The sequence below is a fragment of the Streptomyces sp. NRRL B-24572 genome, assembly GCF_002156145.1.
In the GTDB taxonomy this organism is placed as follows: Bacteria; Actinomycetota; Actinomycetes; order Streptomycetales; family Streptomycetaceae; genus Streptomyces; species Streptomyces vietnamensis.
Genome location: NZ_MWIG01000355.1, coordinates 1 through 5,592, shown reverse-complemented (window position 1 = coordinate 5,592; position 5,592 = coordinate 1). Strand labels below are relative to the sequence as shown.

Below are 5,592 nucleotides of genomic sequence, written 5' to 3'. Positions count from 1 at the left end.
GGTCGCCGACTGGCTGGAGATCGACACCGCGCGCGTGGAGCCCGCCGTCCAGCGCATCGTGATCACCGCCTCCAGCGAGGACGGGACGTTCGGCGAGGTGCCGGGCCTGCACATACGGACGACCAGCGCCGCCACCGGCGAGCAGCTGGCGCTGTACGAGGTCGACGACGCGAGCACCGAGACGGCGTTCCTCCTCGGCGAGTTCTACCGGCGCGACGGGGCGTGGAAGTTCCGTGCCGTGGGGCAGGGGTACGACTCCGGGCTCGTCGGCCTCGCCACGGACTTCGGCATCGTGGGCAGGGACCCGGAGCCGGTCCCCGAGGACGAGTCCGTCCACGAGGACGCCCCGCCGGGGCCGGAGGCCATCCCCGAGGAGCTGCTGGCGAAGGTCCGGGAGGACGAGGCCGCCGCTGTGCGGACACCGGCACAGGTCCCCGTACAGCGGTCCCCGCGACTCGGCCCCCAGTCGGACGTCGAGCTCTTCGGCGAGGACTTCCCGGAGTTCTTCCGCAGCGGCAAGGGCAAGGCCGTCATCACCGTCGACGTGCCGATTCCGGCCGGTTACCTCGTCGTCGACACGACCCGGAGGGGCGACGGCTACTTCTCCGTGCGGACCCTCGACGAGAAGGGCGAGGGCGACGTCCTGCTCGCGAGCACGACCCTGAAGGACCACGAAGGCCGTGGGCTCCTGCGGTACGACGGCAAGCGCCCGCTGCGCCTGCGCGTGAGCGGCTACGACGAGGAGTGGACGGTCGCCCTCCGTCCGGTGAGCACCGTGGAGACCCTGGACGGCACCGCCGAGGGGCGGGGCGGCGACGTCCTGCTCTACGGGGGTCCCGCCGCCCTGCTCACCTCCCGGCTCCACACGAGGCTCGGCCACGCGTACTTCAGCGTGCGGGGCCACGAGCCGGACGGCCGCGATCACCTCCTCGCCACGGCCGCGAGCAGGCTCCCCAGGGACACGCGTCCGCTGCCCGAGGGGCCCCTGCTCGTGCAGGTCCGCAGCGCCGAGGGCGACTGGTCCCTGAAGGTCAGGCCGCCGAAGGAGAACAGATTCTGGCGCCGGGGCACCCGCTAGGCGACTGCGCGCCTCCCGTCAGGCCCGACGCCCCTCCCCGACGGCCTACGCGCCTTCCTTGAGGACCCTCGTCACGAGGGTCCTCTGCGCGTCCGTGAGGCGCGGGTCGCGGCAGTGGACCGTGCGGCCGTCGACGGTGATCTCGTACGAGAAGCCGTCCGGCACGCCCCGGTCGTCACCGCCGCCGTCCCCGTCCGCGAGGACGGCGGCGGACAGGGACTCCCACTCGGGTCCCGAGACGTCCACCTCCGCCGACCGCTCGATGCCCGCGAAACCGCCCGTGCGCCGCACTCGAATCCGCATGGGCCCTGTCTACCGCAGAACCGGCCGGCTCACGAGGCCGGTACGCCGACCCGCGCCCAGGCGTCGAGCACGGCCGCGGCCTCCTCGCCCTCGCCGAAGAGCTGCCGGGCCGCCGCCACCGTCGCCTGCGCGAACTCGGAGAAGCGGGCCTCCTCGGTCAGGGTGCCGCCGGTCATCACCTCGTACCAGATCCGGCCGGCCCGCTCCCAGGCGTGGTTGCCGAGCGCGGTGGCCGCCAGGTAGAAGGCGTGGTTCGGGATGCCGGAGTTGATGTGCACGCCGCCGTTGTCGGAGCTGGTGCGCACGTAGTCGTCCATGTGGGCGGGCTGGGGGTCCTTGCCGAGGACGTCGTCGTCGTACGCCGTGCCCGGGGCCTTCATGGAGCGCAGCGCCTCGCCGCTGACGGAGGGGGCGAGCAGCCCGGCCCCGATGAGCCAGTCGGCCTGGTCCGCGGTCTGGCCGAGGGCGTGCTGCTTCACGAGGGAGCCGAAGACGTCGGACACGGACTCGTTGAGCGCGCCGGCCTGCCCGTAGTACGCGAGGTTCGCCGTGTGCTGGGTGAAGCCGTGGGCCAGCTCGTGGCCGATGACGTCGACCGGCAGGGTGAAGTCGAGGAACAGCTCGCCGTCGCCGTCGCCGAACACCATCTGCTCGCCGTTCCAGAAGGCGTTGTCGTACTTCTCGTCGTAGTGGACGGTGGCGAGGAGCGGCAGCCCCACGCCGTCGATCGAGTCGCGGCCGTAGACCTCGTGGAAGAGGTCGAAGGTGGCGCCGAGCCCGCTGTAGGCGCGGTTGGCCGTGCCGTCGGCGAGCGCCGGCTCTCCCTCGGCGCGCACCTGGTGGCCCGGCAGCTGGGTGCCGTTCTTGGCGTCGTAGATCGTGCGCCGGGGCTTTCCCGTGCCCGGTTCCGCCGGGCCCGGGGCGGGCCGGACGGCCCGGGCCTCGCGGTGGCCCAGGTCCACCGCGAGGGTGCGCCGGGCGGCTTCGGCGACGGCCGGGTCCGCGGACCGGGCGAGCCGGTCCAGGACGTGTGGGGGGACGATCGAGCAGAAGACAGGCGTGTGGGCAGTCATCCCTGCAATGTGGCACTGCGTGATGCGACTGTCACGGGATGGGACGAGGATTGGCGAAATGGAGTGATGAGTCACCTTTCGCCCTTGACGCGGGCGCCGTCCCGCATACTGAAACAGGACGTCCGCCTCTCTCGGACCTGAGCTATGGTGACGCACATCATGCGTTTCGGGCTGCTTCTCCTTAGCTGCCGCGGCGAGGGCCTGTAGTCGTAGGCCGACCCCCTCCCCGCGGGTTTCGGTGCTGCGTTCGACAGTCGGCCGTCCTTCTTGCTGGACCCGAGGAGCCCCACGCAATGTCTCAGTCGCCTTTCGTCAGCCGCCCGACGCCCATCACCAACGCGACCCACACGCAGCAGCCGTCCGGGATGCCGATCCACAAGTACGGCCAGTACGAGGCCGTGAACATCCCCGACCGGACCTGGCCCGAGAAGCGCATCACCAAGGCGCCCCGCTGGCTGTCCACCGACCTGCGCGACGGCAACCAGGCCCTGATCGACCCGATGTCCCCGGCCCGCAAGCGCGAGATGTTCGACCTGCTCGTACGCATGGGCTACAAGGAGATCGAGGTCGGCTTCCCGTCCTCCGGCGAGACCGACTTCGCGTTCGTGCGCTCCATCATCGAAGAGGGCGCGATCCCGGACGACGTCACCATCTCCGTCCTGACCCAGGCCCGCGAGGACCTGATCGAGCGGACCGTGGAGTCCCTGAAGGGCGCCAAGCGCGCCACGGTCCACCTGTACAACGCCACCGCGCCCACCTTCCGCCGGGTCGTCTTCCGCGGCTCGAAGGAGCAGATCAAGCAGATCGCCGTGGACGGCACCCGTCTGGTGATGGAGTACGCGGAGAAGCTGCTGGGCCCGGAGACGGTCTTCGGCTACCAGTACAGCCCCGAGATCTTCACCGACACCGAGCTGGACTTCGCCCTGGAGGTCTGCGAGGCGGTCTGCGACGTCTGGCAGCCCGGCCCGGGCCGCGAGATCATCCTCAACCTGCCCGCCACCGTGGAGCGTTCGACCCCGTCCACGCACGCGGACCGCTTCGAGTGGATGTCCCGCCACCTGACCCGCCGCGAGCACGTCTGCCTGTCCGTGCACCCGCACAACGACCGCGGTACGGCCGTGGCCGCGGCCGAGCTGGCGATCATGGCCGGCGCCGACCGCATCGAGGGCTGCCTGTTCGGCCAGGGCGAGCGCACCGGCAACGTCGACCTGGTCACCCTGGGCATGAACCTGTTCAGCCAGGGCGTCGACCCGCAGATCGACTTCTCGCAGATCGACGAGGTCCGCCGGACCTCCGAGTACTGCAACCAGATGGAGGTCCACCCGCGCCACCCCTACGCGGGCGACCTGGTCTACACCGCCTTCTCCGGCTCCCACCAGGACGCCATCAAGAAGGGCTTCGACGCCATGGAGGCCGACGCGGCCGCGAAGGGCGTCACCGTCGACGACATCGAGTGGGCCGTCCCGTACCTGCCGATCGACCCGAAGGACGTCGGCCGCTCCTACGAGGCCGTCATCCGGGTCAACTCGCAGTCCGGCAAGGGCGGCATCGCGTACGTCCTGAAGAACGACCACAAGCTGGACCTGCCCCGCCGGATGCAGATCGAGTTCTCGAAGATCATCCAGCAGAAGACCGACAGCGAGGGCGGCGAGGTCACGCCGGCCGCGATCTGGGCCGTCTTCCAGGACGAGTACCTGCCCAACCCGGACAACGCCTGGGGACGCATCCAGCTGCGCTCCGGCCAGACGACCTCCGACACCGACGGCACGGACACGCTGACCGTCGAGGCGGTCGTGGACGGCGTCGACACCGTCCTGACGGGCTCCGGCAACGGTCCGATCTCCGCCTTCTTCGCGGCCCTGCAGGCGATCGGCGTCGACGCCCGCCTGCTGGACTACCAGGAGCACACCATGAGCGAGGGCGCCTCCGCGCAGGCCGCCTCGTACATCGAGTGCGCCATCGACGGCAAGGTCCTGTGGGGCATCGGCATCGACGCCAACACGACCCGCGCCTCCCTGAAGGCGGTCATCTCGGCGGTCAACCGCTCCGCGCGCTGACCCCACGCCCGTACGGCGCCCCGTCCCCTCACCGAGGGGGCGGGGCGCCGTCGTGTGTGAGCTGTGTCACGGCTTCAGGCTCACTTAAGGAAGATCATGGTGACATGCCGGAATCCGTGCCCTATGAGGTGAGTTGACGGCACATCACGGCCTGGCAGATGGTACGGACCATCCCTCTCGGGACCCCCCCACGCCTTCCCTCTCCGTACTCCCTGACCTGGAGTTCCGCATGCGCACGTCCGCTGCCGTGGCCGCCGTCCTCGCGGTGACCGGTGCCGCCCTCACCTGGGCCCCCGCCGCTTCCGCCACCACCGCGGAGTGCGTGCCGCATCCGCTCGGCACGGCCGGCCTGTACGCCGAGTTCGTCGAGAAGGACTCCGTCCGCCACTCCGACTCCGAGGGCGCGGTCGCGGTCGGCGGCGACGCCGCCTTCGGCGCACCGGGCGGCTCCGGCTTCTCCGTCGGCTCCCGCCTCTCCGACACCGACCTCGCCAAGCTGCCCGGCGGGCACAGCCTGATCGTCGGCGGCACCCTCAAGGCCAGCGGCGTGGTCCTGGTGAAGGGGTCCGGCATCGCCGGCAAGGTCGTGGACGGCTCCCGGGGCGAGACCTTCGACGTCGACGGCGACAAGGTCGCCACCGGGCCCTCCCCGATCGACTTCGGCAAGGAGTTCACCGGGCTGCGCAAGCTCTCCGCCGACTGGGCGGGCGTGCGGCCCAACGGCGAGACGGCCGCCGACGGACGGAGCCTCTACCTCACCGGCACCGACGCGAAGCTGAACGTCTTCGCCGTGAGCGGCGCCGACCTGGAGAAGGCCGGCGAGATCTACCTCAAGGTCCCGGTGGGCTCCTCCACCCTCGTGAACGTCATCGGCACCTCGTACGACATGACCGCCAGGCCCACCTCCGGCGTCTGGATCTCCGAGGGCGGCGACTACGTCCAGGACGACTACGACCGGCACACCGACGGCCACAAGAGCATCCGCTCCAAGCTGCTGTGGAACTTCCCGCAGGCCGAGACCGTCAAGAAGAACTCCTCCGCCTGGCCCGGGGCGATCCTCGCGCCCCGCGCCAGGCGGAGG

The 5,592-nt window shown here is 70.9% G+C and carries 5 protein-coding genes; 3 read left to right on the top strand and 2 right to left on the bottom strand.

What is annotated here, in order from left to right; translation table 11 throughout:
• Positions 1 to 1,078, top strand: a 1,078-nt coding sequence (locus CCN56_RS45580; RefSeq protein WP_086829203.1) for a TerD family protein, incomplete at its 5' end; no start/stop codon positions are given.
• A 45-nt stretch (positions 1,079 to 1,123) separates the two neighbouring features.
• On the opposite strand, the gene CCN56_RS21685 is transcribed toward CCN56_RS45580, so the two are convergent.
• Together CCN56_RS21685 and CCN56_RS21680 are read right to left on the bottom strand one after the other, a co-directional pair.
• Positions 1,124 to 1,381 (bottom strand): protealysin inhibitor emfourin, encoded by a 258-nt coding sequence (locus CCN56_RS21685; protein ID WP_086829201.1) that lies wholly within the window; start codon positions 1,379 to 1,381, stop codon positions 1,124 to 1,126.
• Between the two features lie 29 nt (positions 1,382 to 1,410).
• Positions 1,411 to 2,454 carry a M4 family metallopeptidase gene (locus CCN56_RS21680; protein ID WP_086829199.1) on the bottom strand — a complete coding sequence of 348 codons (1,044 nt, stop codon included), beginning with the start codon at positions 2,452 to 2,454 and terminating at the stop codon, positions 1,411 to 1,413.
• A 293-nt stretch (positions 2,455 to 2,747) separates the two neighbouring features.
• Between CCN56_RS21680 and leuA the strand changes: the two genes are divergently transcribed.
• Together leuA and CCN56_RS21670 are read left to right on the top strand one after the other, a co-directional pair.
• Positions 2,748 to 4,511, top strand: coding sequence for a 2-isopropylmalate synthase (leuA, locus tag CCN56_RS21675; protein ID WP_086829197.1), 1,764 nt, complete (start codon positions 2,748 to 2,750; stop codon positions 4,509 to 4,511).
• Between the two features lie 229 nt (positions 4,512 to 4,740).
• Positions 4,741 to 5,592 (top strand): choice-of-anchor A family protein (locus CCN56_RS21670; protein ID WP_143664590.1); only part of this gene is annotated, 852 nt, incomplete at its 3' end.